Raw genomic sequence first — 17,164 nt, forward strand, 5'->3', positions numbered from 1 at the left:
CTTCAATTCTGTCAGTCGTAGTACACGAGTAAATTACGGATTAGTAAGTCGCCGTATTGAATCGCTTGGCGATCAATTTGGTAATCATGTTGATGAGCAACACGACGACAATCAGGACCGTTGCTGTACCGTAAGCCTGGTTCCACTCTTCAACAGTGAACAGCTCGGTAGTCAGCTTGTAAAGGTGAACCGTCAGGGTACGCCCGGAATCCATTAATGAATCCGGAATACGTGCCACCATGCCTGCGGTCAGAAAGACCGGAGCCGATTCACCGATCACCCGACCGATACTCAGAATGACTGAAGTCAGAATACCTGGCATTGCGCTTGGCAAAATCAAACGCCAGATAGTATAGATTTTAGAAGCACCAAGGCCGTAGGAGCCTTCACGATAGGTTTGCGGTACAGACATCAACGCTTCTTCTGTGGTACGGATAATGACGGGCAGAATCAGAATACTCAGCGTCAGCGCGCCCGACAGAATTGAAAAGCCCAGCCCCAGAATCGCAACGAAGAAAGTCATACCAAACAGACCGAAAATAATCGATGGGATACCGGCCAGAGATTCAGTACAGAAACGAATCACCTTAACCAGGCGACTGCCGACTTTGGCATATTCGGTCAGGTAAATAGCCGTCATAATACCGAGCGGAGCGGCCACAGCAATAGAGGCCACTACCATATAAATGGTTGAGACGATCATCGGGAAGATACCATGCTCTTCCCCGGTACGAGTGTAATTGTCGCTGATGAAATTCCAGTCCACGTGCTGCAGGCCGTTAGACAGAATGTACCAGATGATCCAGAACAGAAAACCAACGGTCAGTGCCGCCGCAATCCAGATCAAGCTGCGCAGTACGTTATCTTTAAATTCACGCGCTTGTTTCAGTTTTACACGATCCATGGGGATTACCTCGCTTTCTCGCGGTTCAGGTACAGCAATGCCGCATTGAGCATCATGATAAACACCAGCAATACCACGCCGGTGGCATACAGCGCATTGGCGTGAACACCGCTCGCGTATGACATTTCGATCGCAATGTTCGCGGTCAGGGTACGCGCAGAATCAAGGATGCCCTGCGGCATCGCCGGCGCATTCCCCATCACCATGATGATCGCCATGGTTTCACCCAGAGCACGACCAATGCCCAGAATCACGCCGGTCATAATCCCTGAACGAGCAGCAGGCACAAGCAACTTAAAAATGGTGTAGATATTCGATGCGCCCAGCGCCAGAGAACCTTCTTTATAAGTTTTCGGCACGGCACGAATGGATGTTTCAGAAACGGTAATCACGGTTGGCAGGATCATCACACCCAGCACAATAATACCGGCCAGAATGGTGTTACCTGCCGGAACCTGAAAGATGTTCTGAATCAGAGGAACAATGATAACCAGACCAAAGAAGCCGTAAACCACCGAAGGAATACCTGCCAGCAGCTCTACCGCCGGGCGAATGATGTCCGCGACACGTTTAGGAGCAATCTCAGCGATAAAAATAGCGGTCAGGACACCAATTGGCACCCCGACAATCACGGCACCAAAGGTAGAGACAACGGAGGCGACAATCATGGTCGCCACGCCGTACAGTGCCGGTGGCAGCCAGTTTTGGCCCAGAACGATACCGGATACACCGGCTTCCTGAAATGCGGGAATACTTTCCCGGATGATAAAATAAGCAATAATCGCCAGAGAGACGATACCGATGACGGCACTGGTTAAGAACAAACCGTGGAAAATGCGCTCTCTCCAGTCGATACGCTTTTTCTCACGCAAAGTGCGTTTGGATAGCTGTGTCGATTCACTGTTCATAAGCTGATCACTATTTGTCGCGATGGTCATATTCATCTCACTTGTCGAGCGAGTCGATGTGGATTGAAAACGCTCAGCCCTAAGCAAGCGGGCTGAGCAAACTACTGATTGGTTGTAACGGAATATCTTACTTCACAGAGATGTAGTGGTGAGAACCTACGATTTCCTGTGCTTCATCAGTCAGCATCCAATCCAGGAATTTCTGAGTCTCTGCTGAAGGCTGGCCTTTCTTGTACAGAACCAGGAATGGACGAGCTACTTTGTAAGAACCGCTCTTCACATTGTCAACACTGGCATTCACACCGTCGATTGCCAGAGCGTGTACTGAGTTGTCAACCGTACCCAGAGAGATGTAGCCGATTGCGTATGGGTTAGAAGCAACCATAGTTTTCAGGCCACCGTTACCGTTTGCAACCTGAGCTCGCTGAGAAATCGCAGACACAGTTTTACCAGAAACTTTCATTTTCAGTTCCATGATTTCTTCAAATGCGCCGCGAGTACCTGATGCTGTGTCACGAGTGATAGCAACGATTGGTTTGTCTTCGCCACCCACTTCTTTCCAGTTAGAGACTTCACCTTTATAAATAGCTGAAACTTGTTCAGCGGTCAGGCCTTTCACTTTGTTGCTTGGGTTAACCACAACCGCGATACCATCGCGAGCAATGACTTCTTCAACCAGGTTTGATTCTTTTTCAGAATCTTTCAGGTTACGAGAAGACATGCCGATATCTGCGCTGCCGTTCTTCGCAGCTTTAATACCCGCTGACGAACCCGGGCCTTGTACTTCAATAAACACGTCTGAATTCTTTTTCATGTATGTTTCAGAGAAAACTTCCATCAGTGGTGTTACGCTGCTCGAGCCAACTGCAGAGATGGTCTCTTTTGCTGAAACTGGATTTACTGCCAGAGCACCTAGCAGAGCGATTGCACCGATTACTGTCTTTTTCATCACAATTTCCTTTAGTGGCTTTATTGCCGTTGTGTGTCACTTGAACGAGTGTCACTTTAGGCCGCGAATATGACAATTATGTTTCAATAAATTGAACAGTGCATGACAGAGTGTCATACCGGCAACCAAGGTAAATCAGCACCACAGTTAACTTCGTTAGCAAAACCAATCACTTAATAAGTGAATTCTGATGCAGCCCGCTTTTATTGATCTTGTGACAAAATCAATAACATTCCTCTGTTGAAACTAAGACCAAAAGGAATAAGTCAGATGACTTTTCTATTAAATCCCTATTGATATCTTGTAGTTAGCCGATATCATCAGCGAATTATTTTAATAATCAAAATAACATCCTAGTTAAGTGTTAATTCATTTTTATCTCATATTTCAGAAGAGGAATTTCAATGCGCCAGCTACTCAGCGGTTTGTCGATTAAACTGCAGGTGGTGGTACCGGTATTTATGACAATGCTGTTACTCATCTCCGGCATTATATACAGTACATCCACCCTTAAAGATGCGTTTCGTGACATGACCCAATCAACCGAAGCGCTGATCAATCACAAAGACGAAGTGACTAAAATTATAGACAACACTTATGCAATGCGTATTAGTGCCATCTATAGCTTATTCAAGCCGGAAGAAGTCAAAGTCCTGCCATCCGTATTAAAACAGCGTCAGAGTGACAACCTGGCTCACCTGCAGTCGATTGGCACTATTCCTGAACTGAACGAAGAAGTGCAACAGCTGAAAAACGCGATGCAGGATTATGTGGATTACTCAATTAAAACCATGATTCCCCTGCTTAACGTCAAACATCACCAGCAGACTTCAGCCGCATTTGACGCCGAATATACGCGGGCGATGGATGTGTATCGTGATCAAGGTGCTGTCATGATCAAAGCCATTGATGCTCTGTCAAAAGAGCTTAATCGTTTAGCGCTCGAAAAAGTCCATCTGAGCGAGGAACACAATCACAGTGTGATGAACATGTCGATAACCGGCCTGATTTTTGTTCTGCTGTTTGCCGCGGCGTTCGCATGGTATCTGGCCGGCGTTATCGTCACCCCGATTCAAAAGCTGCAGAGTGTGGTGCGTGAAGTTGCACAAGGCAACCTGTTAGTAAACGCAGACGAAGACGGTGATAACGAAGTGACGCTGCTGGCACGCGATATCAACAGTACCGTGACTCAGTTGCGCAGCACTGTCGGCGCATTGGTACGCATCAGTGATGACGTGGCCTCTTCGGCAACGGAACTGGCTGCGGTAATGACGCAGTCCAGCGTGAACTCCGATCAGGAAAAACAGGAAGTCGAGCAAGTTGCTTCAGCGGTAAACCAGATGGAAATTGCCGCCAGCACCGTGACCGATAACGCGACTCAGGCCGATCAGGCCGCTAAGAGTGCCAACCAGCAGGCACAAAGCAGTATGGCCATGTTTGAACAGAGCAACCGTGCTAACGCGCTGATGGCTGACAAACTGGGTGATGCAGCCAACGTGGTGAACAACCTGAAAGAGCAGTCCGAAAAAATCGGCAAAGTGATTGAAGTGATTCAGGGCATATCTGAACAGACTAACCTACTGGCGCTGAATGCAGCCATCGAGGCTGCGCGTGCCGGCGAAAGCGGACGCGGCTTTGCCGTGGTTGCCGACGAAGTGCGTATGCTGGCAGCTCGAACCCAGGATTCGACGAAAGAAATCCAGGCCATTATTGAAGACCTGCAGGATCAATCCGGTATCGCCAACGACAGCATGAACTCCAGCCTGAAAATGCTGGAAGAGAACCAATCTCTGTCAGCACAGGTCAGCGGTGCACTGCAAGCGATTAACCAGGCAATCGCAGAACTGAGTGCGCTCAATACCCAGGTTGCATCAGCGTCTGAAGAGCAAAATCAGGTTACCTCAGATATTAACCGTAACCTGGGCAATATTTATGACCTGGTGAGCCAGAATGTCACCGGCATTACCCAATCAGCCACCGCCAGCCAGGAACTATCCGCCCTGGCCGAACAGCAGAAACAGCAGTTGGATTATTTTAAGGTATAGAAATACCCGCTTTCACTCAAAATAATCAGGCCGCCCCTGCAAAGGGCGGCCTTATTATTTACCGATAACACTGACTAATTGTTAAACCAACCGGCTTGACTGAACAGTCATTACTCGCCGTCATCAACCTTAGGGGCAACTTTCTTTTTCGGAATAAATACCGAATCACCGACTGCCACATGATCATAGAAACCTTTATCGCGTTTGACCGGTTTCTTCGCGACTTTCTTCGCCTGAGGTTTCGCTTTCGCGTTGCGTGCCGTAACCTTGTCATTCTGTGCCTGACGCGGTTTCAACCCTTTAAACTTACCTTGCAGGCCTTCCAGCACATCAAACTGAAGATCCTGTTGCAAAAAGGCCTCAACCCGCTTAAAGCTGTCCCAGTCTTTCGGCCCGACCAGAGAAACTGCATCGCCTTTATTGCCGGCACGACCGGTACGACCAACCCTGTGTACATACTCTTCCGTATGTTTAGGCATATCAAAGTTAATCACGTGGGTGACATTCGCGATATCCAGACCGCGCGAAGCAACATCGGTGGTCACCAGAATCTTAAATACCGCACGCTCAAACTGACTCATGATGGTATTGCGCTGCGTCTGATTCAGGTTACCGCTCAGTGCCACCGCTTTGAGTTTTTGCTCGTTCAACTTGGCCGTCAGGCGCTCGGTATCGTTACGGGTCGCAGTAAAAATAATGACCTGACGATAATCGGCATCACTGAGCACACGTTCCAGTAACGCCTCTTTGTGATCCAGATGATCACACAGATAAAAACGTTGGGTAATATCTTTGTGCTGTTCGTTGGCACCACCAATGGCAATGCGCTTCGGCTCATTCAGCATTTCATACGCAATGTCATTCACCTGAGCATGATCCAACGTCGCAGAGAACATCAGGGTCTGGCGGCGACGGTGCTTTGCCACGTTGTGGATATGACGCAACTGAGGAGCAAAACCCAGATCCAGCATGCGGTCCGCTTCATCGAGGATCAGGGTGTCCAGACCTTCCAGAAACAGTGAACGATGCTCAAGGTGGTCAGCGAGACGTCCGGGAGTCGCTACGATGAATTTCGGACCACGGCGCAGTGCCTTAACCTGGTCATTGAAGTTTTCACCACCGGTAATAAGGGTCGCGGTATAGCTCAGTCCCGACAGCACTGAACGCAGTTCACTGTACACTTGCTTGGCAAGTTCACGGGTTGGTACCAGAATCAAACCACGTGGATCGCGAGCAGACAATGCCTTGGTTTTTAATGCTTTATGCAGCATCGGCAACAAAAAGGCTAGCGTTTTACCCGAACCCGTTTTGGATGAAGCCAGAAGATCTTTTCCGGCTATAGCAACAGGAATAGCCTGCTGTTGGATTTGGGTCGCCTGCTTGAAATCATAATGTGCCAGTGTTTTCAGTAAGCGATTATCTAAACCTAAGTCTTTGAACTGCAAAGGATTCTCCAATATCGTTATCAAGCCTTGCGCCGCAAGGCAGGGGTCAAAATTAAAAACGCGGTATGATAACGCGAATAGAACATCAATAGATAGAGATCACACAAAATAATCTGGTTTTCATTACGGTTAAGCCTCTCCTGCCTTCATTAGTGCCCCCATGAACCTTCATCAAAACAAGGATAAAGCTCTCAAAGCCTTATACGTTAAGGCTTGTGTGATTACCATCTATACTTAATTTAGCCCAAAATCGGCCTTTAGATAACGAAGCAAAGCAAGACTCAGCTTGAGATGAAGGTCAATTATTTGATTAATTGGTAAAAATTTGGATTATTTTGACTTTTTCCCGGTAGTCGAAGGCTAAAATAGTGTCTACACTTTAATTCGTCACTATATGGGCAAAAATGTATAGGGCGTTTTTGATAAATGTAAACAAGGAGTTCAGCATGAACAAAATGTTAATCGCAGCTGCAGCGTCATCTGTACTAGTACTGGCTGGCTGTGCATCAGGTCCAGACGAAGCAACCTCTTCTAAACTGGATCAACTTAGCAACCAAGTAAGCGATCTGAGCAATCAAGTATCTTCTCTGCAAAACAGCCAATCTCAAATGATGTCTAAGCTGAATGCAACTTCTGATGCTGCAATGTCAGCTCAGGAAGAAGCTGCACGTGCAAACGAGCGCATTGACAATATCGCACAGTCTTACACCAAGTAAGCCTTTGTAGAATTGAAAAAAGAGCCTCTGATGAGGCTCTTTTTTTATGTCTGCATTCAGCGCTAACTTGTTGACTGTGTGACAAAACATCTGACTAAATGGCCAGCGGCAACACGGCGACAAATGATAAACGTGTTCAACGGCAGAAAAACAGTGCTCAGTTGACCTCGGCAGTTTCCGTTTTCAGGTCCGGTGCGACCACTTCAACCGGTACCCCGTTTTGAGCCAGAATCACTGCGCGCGCTTTTGTGTCAGATTTATTGAATTCATCCATCCACCATTTCAGCTCCATTGGCATCGCCAGAGATTTCTTACTGCCGTCGCTGCGGGTCAGTGGTTCATGCGCTTCGACAAACACGCTGCGATCCGGTTCCAGTGCCACTTTGACCGGCTCGTCGATGACACGTACTTTTTCGCCGCGATCAACCTGCTGGAATAACCATTCAATGTCTTTCGGCTCCATACGAATACAGCCTGAGCTGACGCGTAATCCAATGCCAAAATCTTTGTTAGTACCATGGATCAGATATTCACCATGCCCATAACCAAGACGCAAGGCGTATTCACCCAATGGGTTATCCGGGCCGGCCGGCACGACTGCGGGCAGTTCGATCCCTTTCTTACGATATTCCTGGCGAATATTTTCAGTTGGCGTCCAGGTCGGAGCCGGACGTTTCTGACTGATCACAGTTTGCATTTCTGGCGTGTCACGCCCGATCCGGCCAATACCGACCGGGAAAATATGGACTTTGCCTGAGTCAGGCTCGAAATAGTACAAACGCAATTCGGCCAGATTAACCACAATGCCTTCGTAAGGAACATCCGGTAAAATCACCTGGGAGGGAATGGTCAGGACATAGCCTTCCTGCGGCAAAAACGGGTCAACCCCTTTGTTGGCGGCCATCAGAGCCAGGAAACCCACATCATAGTGCTTGGCAATATTGGCCAGTGTCTCCCCTTTCTCAATCACATGGTATTGAGTATGGCCGACCATGCTGCTGCCTTCATGGGGCAAATCGTAAGTCGCAGCCCACGCACTGGTTGCAAAACTGGTGGTCAATGCTCCCCACAGCAATAACTTACGTAACATGATCGCTATTATCCTTCGCTTCTTTATATAAGCGTAAGGTTACTTCTCTTTCCGCTTTGTGATCAACTATTGGCTGCGGATATAACAGAGAGTTAACACCGGACCAGAGCCATGGCGCGTGAATATACTTTTCCGGCACCTGATTGAGCTCTTCGACCCACTGGCGAATAAAGCGTCCTTGCGGATCAAACTTTTCACTCTGGGTCACAGGATTGAAAATACGAAAGTAGGGCTGGCCATCGCAACCGGTGGAAGCACACCACTGCCAGCCACCATTATTGGCTGCATAATCACCATCAATAAGCTGTTGCATAAAGTAGCGCTCACCCCAGCGCCAGTCGATGTGTAGATCTTTGGTCAGAAAACTGGCGACAATCATGCGCAGCCGATTATGCATCCAACCAGTCTGGTTGAGCTGACGCATCGCAGCATCAACAATCGGATAGCCGGTTTTGCCTTCACACCAACGGCGGAATTTCTCCTCATCCTGCCACCATTCCAAGCGGGCGCCCCAATCGAGAAAATCTTTGCTCTTCGACAGACGTGGTTCAAACACCAATAAGTGCTGGTAAAACTCGCGCCAAATCAGTTCACTGAGCCAGGTCTGCGCCCCTTCCGACAACGCGCCCATATCAGATTCTGCATACAGACGAGCAATACACTGACGAGCCGACAGGGCGCCGATCGCCAGATAAGGGGAAAGCGTACTGGTGGCCGCGCGAGCAGGAAAATCCCTCAGTTGCTTGTAATCCGTCACCTGCTCCTGACAAAACGCGCGCAGGCGTTGACGCAAATCATCAAATTCAACCGGCCAGTCGCTGCTGTCCACTCGCGGGTGAGAAAAAGGCTGCGTGTCATCCCATACCAACGCGCTAAGAGAGGCATCCAGCTCCCAACACGCGGCTTTAGCCGGTGACTCAATTCTCGGCGGAGAGAAACGTGTTAGCCAGGCACGCTTAAACGGCGTGAACACTTTAAAATAAGCCCCCTGCTTATTGAGCACGCTGCCGGGCGCCAGAACGCATTTATCGTGTTCCGAGTGCCAGTCAATTCCTTTCGCCGTCAGCAATTCAGCAGCCAGAGCATCACGCTGCTGTTCATTGAGCTCATAATCTCGATTCACCAGCACCTGGCCCGCATCGAGTTGCTGCGCTATGTCGGCAACACATTCAGCGGCCTGGTTAAAGTCATCGACTTCTTTATACAGCAGCGGAATGTTCAGCGCCTGCAACTCGCGCTGCAACGCGAACAAGCGGCGGTAAATGAGATCGGCCTGAACCGGCGCCAAATCATGTTGCTGCCACTGGGCAGGCGTCGCGATAAACAGTGCACATACCGCTTCACCACTGCTGATCGCTTGATTAAGCGCGCCGTTATCTACCGAGCGTAAATCGCGACGTAACCACACCAGCTTCATATCGGTTCCTCTTCAAAACAGGCTTACTGTTGAGTCAGGGTTTGTAACACATCTGACAGAAATAACTGCTCGCCAAACCGGCTGACCAGTTGATGCAGCGTCTGAACCTGGTTCTCAGCCAGACTGCGATGAGAGAACAGCGCCACAGCGCTATATTGCGCCAGGAACTCATGCTCCTGCAGCCCCGTCATGTCCTCAACACCATCCAGGAAGGTGACGTTATAGCCTTGCTCGGCCCAGGTCAGCGCCCAAAGCCACGCCAGCACACTGCCCACAGGATCGAAACTCACCACCAGGCAGCGCCCTTTATGCGCTGCTTTATTTTCCGACTCCATGATGCCCGATAACTTGGTCAGCATAATCGATTGCAGCAGACCTTTTTGCAGCGAGCGCAGCGGACCTTTTACCTTGTCGACCGCGTCAATCACCGGCAACAAGAACTGACGCTCGACGATATCAAGCGGATACTCTTTCATCACGGTCGAAATCACACTTTCAGCCTTACCACGATTGAGCTGCGCCAGTGCACTCAACAGGGCTTCACACTCTTCCAGTTCCGTTTGAGCCGCTGTCAGCTCACCCGGTTCAAGCAGCGCTCCCTGCAACAACTGGCTGACCTTTCCGATTGAGACACCTTTAAGCAGCCAGTTTTGAATTTGACGTATCGTCTGAATATCCAGGTCGGTGTACAAACGGTGTCCTTTCTCCGTGCGCTGGGGTTGCACCAGGTTGTAACGACGTTGCCAGGCTCTGAGCGTGACCGGTTTAACCCCGGTAATTTCTGAGACTTCGCGAATCGCGTACAACTTCTCTTCATAAGCCATAACGTAATTTCAACTCCTGAGGATGAGGATCCAGATAACGCTGTTTACTCAGGTACGCATCCGGATACATGGATAAATAATGTTTAATCAGCGTCAGGGGTGCCAGCAGCGGCAAGGTGCCGAGACGATAATCATGGATCAGACCCGCCAGTTCTGATTTCTGCTCGGCATTTAGAGAGCGCTTGAAGTAGCCTTGCAGATGCATCAGTACATTCGTATGGTTTTTGCGGCTGGCACGATGTGACAGCGCCTGCATAAGGCCCAAGCGGTATTCACGCACAAACTCTTGCGGATCATGATGACTGACATTGGCCACCAGCCTGCCCAACGCCCGGTAAGAGAGCGGATGATGAGCCATAAGCGACAATTTATAGCGGGAGTGGAAGTCGACCACTTTGCCTGCGCTCGGCTTATCACCCATGCTCTGATAGAAATCATGCAGGCAGAACACCCGGGTAATAAAGTTTTCGCGCAATACAGGATCATTGAGCCGGCCATCTTCTTCAATCGGCAGCCAAGGCATCGCCTCTTTCAATTTCTGAGTGTAAAGTCCGACGCCCTCTTTTTCCGCGCCATGCTCTTTATACACTTTAACTTTCTCCATCCCGCAGGTAGGCGACTTGGCGCAGACAATGTATCCCCGTAGCTGCTCGTGCTGCAGCTCAGCAATTTTCTGCTCAGAATAGGCCAGCAGGCCAGCCGTGTGATCACGACTCGGGTCTTTGGTCTCAACCAGAGCGATACGCTCTTGATCCGAAATCAGCCGGATAGTCGGGCGGGGAACAGGTAATCCCATGCCTACCTCCGGACAAACCGCAACAAACTCAAAGTACGGAGCAAGCTCGTCGGTCACAAACCGGCTCTTTTTATGCCCAGAGTCAAAACGCACCCGCTCCCCCAGCACACAGGAGCTGATTCCGACTCGAATACCTTGCGATTCCATACTGGCCTCCAAATTGTACAATTAAAAACTTTGTATAAGATATAGCATAACTGCTAAAGGTTATACAAACAAATTTCTTGTATAAAAATTCGGTCTGATGTGTTTGCATCATCCCCGTTTCCATCCAGACAACGCGGGTTGCCAGTTTGCAAATATCGCGGTTGAATCATTCGATATAGAGCCAATCGATAGGCAGCAAATCGATTACGTTAGCACTTTCAACATAAATAGTTATCAAAGTAATTCATTCTCGATCACCAACACCATTTTGTGACCAACATCGCAAGGATCCTTGCTATTACTGATTAGTATTGCCACAACAAATCATTCATGAGTCAACAATATAGGTAATTACACTTTCACGATCGGTAACCACACCTTCATGTCAGTGAATTAATCTCAGTTGACGAAAGACTGTCCAACTTTGGAGAACAACAATGGCCACCCCACACATTAATGCCGAAACCGGTGATTTTGCAGAAACCGTGCTGATGCCAGGTGATCCCCTGCGTGCAGAATTCATCGCGCAAACCTATCTCGATGACGTAAAGAAGGTCTGCGATGTACGTAATATGTTTGGTTACACAGGCACTTACAAAGGTAAGAAAGTGTCGGTAATGGGACATGGTATGGGCATTCCGTCCTGCAGCATTTACGTGCATGAACTGATCGCAGAATTCGGCGTGAAAAACATCATTCGTATTGGTAGCTGTGGCGCGGTGCGTGATGATGTCAAACTGATGGATGTGGTCATTGGCATGGGCGCGTCGACCGATTCCAAAGTAAACCGCATTCGTTTCAGCGGTCATGATTTTGCCGCAATCGCCGACTACGACTTACTGGAAACGGCGGTTAATCAGGCGCGAGCTCAGAATGTTGCGATTAAAGTAGGGAACGTCTTTTCCGCCGACCTGTTCTATACCCCGGAACCTGAAATCTTTGAAAAGATGAAGAAACTGGGCATCCTGGGTGTAGATATGGAAGCGGCCGGCATCTACGGTGTGGCCGCCGAACTGGGCGCACGCGCACTGACTATTCTGACTGTATCCGATCATATCCTGCGCGGTGAAAAACTCAGCGCAGAGGATCGTCAGAAATCTTTCCATGACATGATGCAGGTCGCACTGGAAACGGCGATCAACATCTAAGGTAAATTCAACTTATCTCACCGCCACTGTAATTAACAGTGGCGGCTGACAAACTCCGAGGGGGCGATCGTGTCTTACGACCAATTACCGGTGGATGCGGATGGTCTGCAACTTAACTTTTGTAAAACATTGGCGTGTGACAACTTTGGATTAAGTGATGCTGAACGTTATATTCTGCAACGCGCAAACCCCAAGCGTCCTACCATGGTTTGTCGTGAATGTGGCGCCTTCCCCCCCTTACTTAACAATCGCGAAGTACTCAACGAGCTGCACCGTCTGCGCCAATTGCACAGTGACGGCCTGCCCGCGTGTCGCCAGTCTGAGTGCGCTAATTTCGGCCTGTCGGTTCATACCCATAAGCACTTGTATCACGCTTTTGGTTACAGTGGTGATCGTCAGCGTTACCGCTGCAAAACCTGCCAGTCGACGTTTGTCGATAAATGGTCGGGAGCCAATCACAAACTCCAGGTACAGGAAACCCTGCTCGGCCTGCTGTTTACTGGCTACTCAGTGCGCGAAATCTGCCGTAAATTAAACATTAATCCTAAAACCTTCTATGACCATGTCGACCACATCGCCAGTCGTTGCCGGCGCAAACTGGCCGTCATGGATGCACGCTGGATTAATCACACCGACAGCTATCAATTTGCGTCACGCTTTATGCCGCTGCAACCGCACAGTAATAATGGCGCGCTGTGGATAACGACCGGTGACGCTCGTAGCGGCTACATTTTGTGCCAACATGTCAATTACTCCGCCGATGAAGAGCCACAAGGCCCGGTGGATCACGACCCGTATGCCTTTCCGGCCCGGTTTGTGTCCCGTCAGCAGTCCGCTGAAGCCAGTCTGGAGAGTGAGCCGCCTTCTCCGCATCTGCGTCAACGTATCGATCAGAAATACCAAACCATTCTAGCCCGCACCAATGTGGAAGATCCGATGGGCAATCTGACCCGTTTTCAGTATCCATCCAAAGGTGCTTTGATTCACCCGCCGTATACTGCCTACGCGCACTATCTGCATTTGTTGGATATGTGTAATGAGAACAAGCGGATAACTCTCTATATGCCGCAGGATCCTCTGCTGCGCTCGGCAGCACTCAGCGTTTGTCTACCACGAATCAGAACCAACCGTGTGGATCTGATGTATGTGGAGGAAGACAGCCAGTGGATCACCGGCCACACGTTTGAAAAAGTCGACATCGTACTTATGGGATGGTGGCGTGACCGCTGGGCAATCACTCATCAGCAATCAGGCAGCAAAGGCATCTGTTATCTGGCCGGCGATAACCCAGAGCCAACTTACTGGCTGGAGCAAGCCTCAATCCGCCAGATTGAATTTTATCAGCTGCGCTTCCAACTGCTGTTCGATGGCTTTATCAACGAGCCAAGACGCAAACTCAGACCGGGCGGGTTGCTGCCGTTACTGGACATTTTCCGTGCCTGGCATAACCTCTGTTATCAGGATAAACACGGCTTTACCGCGGCTCAAAACCTGGGCGTAACACAACACCCCCTTACATTAAAAGAACTTTTGTCCTAAACTTTCGGCGAATTCCCAAACGTAAATTTGTGAACTATGGTCAATAAATACAGTGACTCATTGTAAAATAACTAAAATTGTTGCACTAATACGTTTGAAGTCATGTCGGCATTTTACCCGGGGGAAATTCGGCCAACTGCTGACCACAACGCCAAGGATCTCATCAGTTTGGATAAAAACCACTACCTAATCGATCTTGAACTCGACCAATTGCGCAATAAAATTGAGTCAGAACCCCAGCAGACACTGCTGGTGGCTGAGCAGTGTCTGGTGCGTTCAAAACAACTCGATTACTCCGATGGTATTATCCAGGCACTGATTATTCTCTCCCGTTGCCACTGGCTTGAGCACAATCACGGCCAGGGGCTGAAAACCATCAAACAGGCGCTCAGTTACCAGAACAGCCTGGACACCGATGATTATGTTCCCGAGATATTGCATATCCACGCCTTACATTTCTGGGGACAAGCAAAGTTCTACACCGCACAACAGTTTTGGATCAATGCCCTTGAGCAGGCCGCACTGGTCGATGAACATGGCATTATGATCGAGTGTCTGATCGGTTTGGGTAATGTCTGGCGAACGACCGGCGAGCATAAACTGGCCGCTTCAACCCATGAGCTGGCCGTCAAGGTCGCCAACAACACGCGCATTCACTGGCTGGAAGGCAAAGCCCGCATTTTATGGGCCTGGGATCTCTACCTGCTCAATCAGTTTGTCGACATGCTAACTGTACTTGATGGTGCTGAAGAAGTACTGCAAGGTCATCAGGACCGCACCTGGCAGGCTGAAGTATGGGATTTCAGAGCATTAGCTTTACTCGGGCTGGAAAGGCTCAGTGATGCCGATGAAGCCACCAAACGCGCGCATGATCTAGCGGTCAAACACGATTTAGTCTGGATGACCGCTCACTCCTACATCAGCCGTGCACGACTGGAGATGCTACGCCATAATCTGGACGAGGCGACTCGGCTGCTGCATGCCGCCGAACGCTCAGCCGACGATGCCGATAACCGGGAATTGTTGGCACAAATCTGTTATCAACAATCTTTAATCGCCGAAGAACGCGGTGACTACCAAAGCGCCTTGCGGGCATTTCGTCATTATCGTCTCCACTCGACCCGCATGCTACGGGAGCAGACGGTACAAATCGGGCTCGATAAAGCTCGTATGTCCAAAGATCAGCTTGAGCAGCGCGCCAGAAAGCTGATTAACCGCATCCGCACCCAGTTCGAATACGACCCGGAAAAGCATCTGTCCAATATGGTGTCAGAAACCTACTGGTGGGAACAATTAGTTCAGTTCAAAGCGGAGCTGAACCATGCCAATCACTCGGTGATTACCATTTTGCATCCGGATCCCTACTTTCTCGACATTTGTACCGAGCTGGTACACACCTTGTGTGCTTCACAGGACTTGTTGTCAAGACTGAGCACTCATCGGCTGGGACTGCTGGTAAAAGAAAAAGACCGCGCCGCAGAGAAGCTCTATCAGACCTTGCAACAGATGATCGACATCTATCCCTGGCAGCGTAAAGGGCTGCATCACGAGATGCCGGATATTCAGCTGTACGATATTCTCAGTTTTCCATTTACCCTAGAGCAGTTAGAACAGATACAAACACAGGAAAAGTCGTATGGAAGTCCTACTCAATAAAATTCAGGACGCGGGACTGGACGCCACGTCGGTCACGGGCGAAGGTGCGATCATTTTCTGGAATCATGTACGTCAGCATATTGCGACCACACCGGAAGAAAAAGCCCTGTGTCTGATATTCAGTGCAGAATGCCGCGCTGAACTCAATCAGTTAGCCCAAAGCAGCGAGGAGTTGCGTTCGGCACTGAAACTATTAGCAGCCAGTCATGACTATGAACTTATCCTGTCACTGAAAAACAGCCTCAGTGAACGTTTGATTGAACTTGGCGACTACTCCGCGGCACTGACAGAGTATATTTCTGCGTCGGGCCTGGCGGTGGAACACAGCCTGATTGACGACTACGTGCTGGCCGTGCTGGGCATGGGTAGCTTATGCGATGACTATGGCGATCATACCCGGGCACTGCGCTACTACCAGAAAATAGACGGGATTGATCATGCCATCTCCAGCCGCTCTTTACGGCTGAGGTACAAGCTGAATATGTTGGGCTGCTATCTGCATCTGCATCGCTACACCGCCGCCAACGATTTGATTAAAGAGTGCGAAGAGCTGAGTATTCTGGTCAACGACAAAAATCTCGCCGGACAAATCCTGCTTTATCGGGCTACGTTATATCGCCAGCAGAATAAACTGGAACTGGCGATAGCGACTCTGGGCAGCGTCGCGAACCAGGTCGGTCAGGTGCATTCATTGTGGCTTTCCGTCATGCTGAGAATCGAAAAAGCCTACTGCTTGCTGCAGTTAGATAAGTATCAGTACGCCACTTTGGTACTGCAGGCAACGGAAAAACGCCTGCCAACCAAGATCACCTCGGTGCTTGAACAACGCCTTTATCGTGCATTCAGCCAAATCAGCGAGCAGCAGGGACAGTTTAAAACGGCACTGGCTTATGAGAAGAAAGGCTTTCGCATAGAATCCGATCTGATGAAACAGATCCCGATCGGCGAACTGGGCTCGCCGCAACTGCGCCGCTTATCTCGCTTTGAACTGCAACTGAAACTCATCTTATCTGAACTGGAAAACCGCGAGCTCAAAGAAACCACAGAGAATCAGAAACATGCCGTGGCGCAATTGCAGCAAGACGTCTACACCGATCCGATGACCAAGCTGCACAATCGGCGCTGGCTGGATAGCAAACTCAAAGATCTGCTGCTCAACGCAACACCATTCGCCTTTCTGGTCGTCGATATCGACCATTTTAAATCGATTAATGATGAACTCAGCCATCTGGTCGGGGATAGTGCTATTGTCAGTGTCTCATCCGAACTGGCGCGCTATTTCCGTTTTCGTAATGCGTCATGTGTTCGTTTTGGTGGCGAAGAGTTCCTGGTGATTATCGAAAATGCGACTCTCGAACAAGCCCATGGCCATGCGGAAATGTTTCGCGAACGCATTAACCAGTTTGATTGGGAAAGTATTCTTGGTGAGCGCCGCCTGACCGTCAGTATCGGCGTCACTCTGCATCGAGAGGGTGAAAACACCCAACGCACTTTCTATCGTGCCGACAAAGCGCTGTATCGTGCCAAAGCCAACGGCCGTAATCAGGTCTGCACGGAGAACTGAATCCTCCCGGCGAGCG

At 49.5% G+C, this 17,164-nt stretch carries 14 protein-coding genes; 6 read left to right on the forward strand and 8 right to left on the reverse strand.

Annotated features, from left to right (window positions below; genetic code table 11):
* Window positions 1–40: 40 nt before the first annotated feature.
* From pstA to J0X00_RS01560, 3 genes are all read right to left on the reverse strand, one after another.
* Window positions 41–904, reverse strand: a complete 864-nt coding sequence (pstA, locus tag J0X00_RS01550; protein WP_136483722.1) for a phosphate ABC transporter permease PstA — start codon at window positions 902–904, stop codon at window positions 41–43.
* A gap of 5 nt (window positions 905–909) precedes the next feature.
* On the reverse strand, window positions 910–1,842 hold the full coding sequence (pstC, locus tag J0X00_RS01555) for a phosphate ABC transporter permease subunit PstC (RefSeq protein ID WP_136483721.1): 933 nt from the start codon (window positions 1,840–1,842) through the stop codon (window positions 910–912).
* Window positions 1,843–1,939: 97 nt separating this feature from the next.
* Entirely contained in the window at window positions 1,940–2,761 is an 822-nt protein-coding gene (locus J0X00_RS01560; RefSeq protein ID WP_136483720.1) for a phosphate ABC transporter substrate-binding protein, read from the reverse strand.
* Window positions 2,762–3,165: 404 nt separating this feature from the next.
* Between J0X00_RS01560 and J0X00_RS01565 the strand changes: the two genes are divergently transcribed.
* Entirely contained in the window at window positions 3,166–4,806 is a 1,641-nt protein-coding gene (locus J0X00_RS01565; RefSeq protein WP_282476826.1) for a methyl-accepting chemotaxis protein, read from the forward strand.
* 110 nt (window positions 4,807–4,916) lie between these two features.
* Here the strand turns inward: J0X00_RS01565 and J0X00_RS01570 are convergent, their stop codons facing one another.
* Entirely contained in the window at window positions 4,917–6,251 is a 1,335-nt protein-coding gene (locus J0X00_RS01570) for a DEAD/DEAH box helicase (protein ID WP_136483718.1), read from the reverse strand.
* A 446-nt stretch (window positions 6,252–6,697) separates the two neighbouring features.
* Here J0X00_RS01570 and J0X00_RS01575 point away from each other — a divergent pair, with 446 nt between their 5' ends.
* Entirely contained in the window at window positions 6,698–6,967 is a 270-nt protein-coding gene (locus tag J0X00_RS01575) for an Lpp/OprI family alanine-zipper lipoprotein (RefSeq protein WP_136483717.1), read from the forward strand.
* A 157-nt stretch (window positions 6,968–7,124) separates the two neighbouring features.
* Here the strand turns inward: J0X00_RS01575 and J0X00_RS01580 are convergent, their stop codons facing one another.
* The 4 genes from J0X00_RS01580 to J0X00_RS01595 are packed head-to-tail and all read right to left on the reverse strand — an operon-like array spanning window position 7,125 to window position 11,241.
* Window positions 7,125–8,057 (reverse strand): L,D-transpeptidase family protein, encoded by a 933-nt coding sequence (locus tag J0X00_RS01580; protein ID WP_136483716.1) that lies wholly within the window; start codon window positions 8,055–8,057, stop codon window positions 7,125–7,127.
* Window positions 8,047–9,474, reverse strand: a complete 1,428-nt coding sequence (gene phrB, locus J0X00_RS01585) for a deoxyribodipyrimidine photo-lyase (protein WP_282476827.1) — start codon at window positions 9,472–9,474, stop codon at window positions 8,047–8,049. Before phrB ends, J0X00_RS01580 begins: the two co-directional genes overlap by 11 nt.
* Before the next feature lie 23 nt (window positions 9,475–9,497).
* A complete protein-coding gene (locus J0X00_RS01590; RefSeq protein WP_136483714.1) occupies window positions 9,498–10,298 on the reverse strand; it encodes a MerR family transcriptional regulator in 801 nt (266 codons plus the stop codon).
* The gene (locus J0X00_RS01595; protein WP_136483713.1) at window positions 10,288–11,241 is read right to left on the reverse strand and encodes a DUF523 and DUF1722 domain-containing protein; all 954 of its coding nucleotides are present in this window, start codon (window positions 11,239–11,241) and stop codon (window positions 10,288–10,290) included. Before J0X00_RS01595 ends, J0X00_RS01590 begins: the two co-directional genes overlap by 11 nt.
* Window positions 11,242–11,678: 437 nt before the next feature.
* On the opposite strand from J0X00_RS01595, the gene deoD reads away from it, so the two are divergent.
* From deoD to J0X00_RS01615, 4 genes are all read left to right on the forward strand, one after another.
* Window positions 11,679–12,389 carry a purine-nucleoside phosphorylase gene (deoD, locus tag J0X00_RS01600; RefSeq protein WP_136483712.1) on the forward strand — a complete coding sequence of 237 codons (711 nt, stop codon included), beginning with the start codon at window positions 11,679–11,681 and terminating at the stop codon, window positions 12,387–12,389.
* A gap of 69 nt (window positions 12,390–12,458) precedes the next feature.
* The gene (locus J0X00_RS01605) at window positions 12,459–13,928 is read left to right on the forward strand and encodes a lactate dehydrogenase (RefSeq protein ID WP_282476828.1); all 1,470 of its coding nucleotides are present in this window, start codon (window positions 12,459–12,461) and stop codon (window positions 13,926–13,928) included.
* 168 nt (window positions 13,929–14,096) lie between these two features.
* Window positions 14,097–15,584 carry a hypothetical protein gene (locus tag J0X00_RS01610; protein WP_282476829.1) on the forward strand — a complete coding sequence of 496 codons (1,488 nt, stop codon included), beginning with the start codon at window positions 14,097–14,099 and terminating at the stop codon, window positions 15,582–15,584.
* Entirely contained in the window at window positions 15,565–17,148 is a 1,584-nt protein-coding gene (locus tag J0X00_RS01615) for a GGDEF domain-containing protein (RefSeq protein WP_136483709.1), read from the forward strand. Before J0X00_RS01610 ends, J0X00_RS01615 begins: the two co-directional genes overlap by 20 nt.
* Window positions 17,149–17,164 lie beyond the last annotated feature (16 nt).

Source organism: Vibrio sp. ABG19, assembly GCF_029962385.1.
GTDB lineage: Bacteria > Pseudomonadota > Gammaproteobacteria > Enterobacterales > Vibrionaceae > Vibrio > Vibrio ostreae.

What these genes read in the sequence shown, in the direction of transcription:
- pstA (WP_136483722.1), bottom strand. Translation starts at nt 904, where the DNA reads ATGGATCGTGTAAAACTGAAACAAGCGCGTGAATTTAAAGATAACGTA.
- pstC (WP_136483721.1), bottom strand. Translation starts at nt 1,842, where the DNA reads ATGACCATCGCGACAAATAGTGATCAGCTTATGAACAGTGAATCGACA.
- J0X00_RS01560 (WP_136483720.1), bottom strand. Translation starts at nt 2,761, where the DNA reads ATGAAAAAGACAGTAATCGGTGCAATCGCTCTGCTAGGTGCTCTGGCA.
- J0X00_RS01565 (WP_282476826.1), top strand. Translation starts at nt 3,166, where the DNA reads ATGCGCCAGCTACTCAGCGGTTTGTCGATTAAACTGCAGGTGGTGGTA.
- J0X00_RS01575 (WP_136483717.1), top strand. Translation starts at nt 6,698, where the DNA reads ATGAACAAAATGTTAATCGCAGCTGCAGCGTCATCTGTACTAGTACTG.
- J0X00_RS01580 (WP_136483716.1), bottom strand. Translation starts at nt 8,057, where the DNA reads ATGTTACGTAAGTTATTGCTGTGGGGAGCATTGACCACCAGTTTTGCA.
- phrB (WP_282476827.1), bottom strand. Translation starts at nt 9,474, where the DNA reads ATGAAGCTGGTGTGGTTACGTCGCGATTTACGCTCGGTAGATAACGGC.
- J0X00_RS01590 (WP_136483714.1), bottom strand. Translation starts at nt 10,298, where the DNA reads ATGGCTTATGAAGAGAAGTTGTACGCGATTCGCGAAGTCTCAGAAATT.
- J0X00_RS01595 (WP_136483713.1), bottom strand. Translation starts at nt 11,241, where the DNA reads ATGGAATCGCAAGGTATTCGAGTCGGAATCAGCTCCTGTGTGCTGGGG.
- deoD (WP_136483712.1), top strand. Translation starts at nt 11,679, where the DNA reads ATGGCCACCCCACACATTAATGCCGAAACCGGTGATTTTGCAGAAACC.
- J0X00_RS01615 (WP_136483709.1), top strand. Translation starts at nt 15,565, where the DNA reads ATGGAAGTCCTACTCAATAAAATTCAGGACGCGGGACTGGACGCCACG.